Raw genomic sequence first — 537 nt, forward strand, 5'->3', positions numbered from 1 at the left:
AATAGTATACCAAAAGAAAGGAATGATAGTATGACAGATTTAAAGGTATTCAATTTTGAAGAAAACAATGTAAGAACGTTAGTGATTGAAGATGAACCGTATTTTCTCGGCAAAGACGTTGCAGAAGTTTTGGGATATGTGGATTTGGACCAAGCAATAAGGAAGCACGTAGACAAAGAAGACAAACAAACCTTGTCATATAAGGCTTCCGTCAAAATGACCCAAAGCCTATGGAGCGGGAATGACTTTTCTAATAAAACCATTATTAATGAATCAGGTCTCTACTCATTAATATTCGGAAGCAAACTAAAATCTGCAAAACGATTCAAACGCTGGGTGACATCAGAAGTTCTCCCACAAATCAGGAAACAAGGATTGTACATGACAAATACGCTAGCTCAAGAAATTCAAAACAATCCGGAAATCATTCAATTTTTAGCCGAACAGGTTGCAAAAATTAATACTGCTAATAATCAGTATCACGTACAGACAGCTGAAAAACTAAATAGTATTGACAAGAAAATAGAAGGTGAATAT

General features: G+C 35.0%; 1 protein-coding gene. It reads left to right on the forward strand.

Annotated features, from left to right (window positions below; translation table 11 throughout):
* Positions 1 to 30: 30 nt before the first annotated feature.
* Positions 31 to 537: BRO-N domain-containing protein (locus tag IEX29_RS26465; RefSeq protein WP_268239129.1), on the forward strand; the 507-nt coding region annotated here is incomplete at its 3' end.

The organism is Oceanobacillus neutriphilus, assembly GCF_014645515.1.
Classification (GTDB): domain Bacteria; phylum Bacillota; class Bacilli; order Bacillales; family Amphibacillaceae; genus Oceanobacillus; species Oceanobacillus neutriphilus.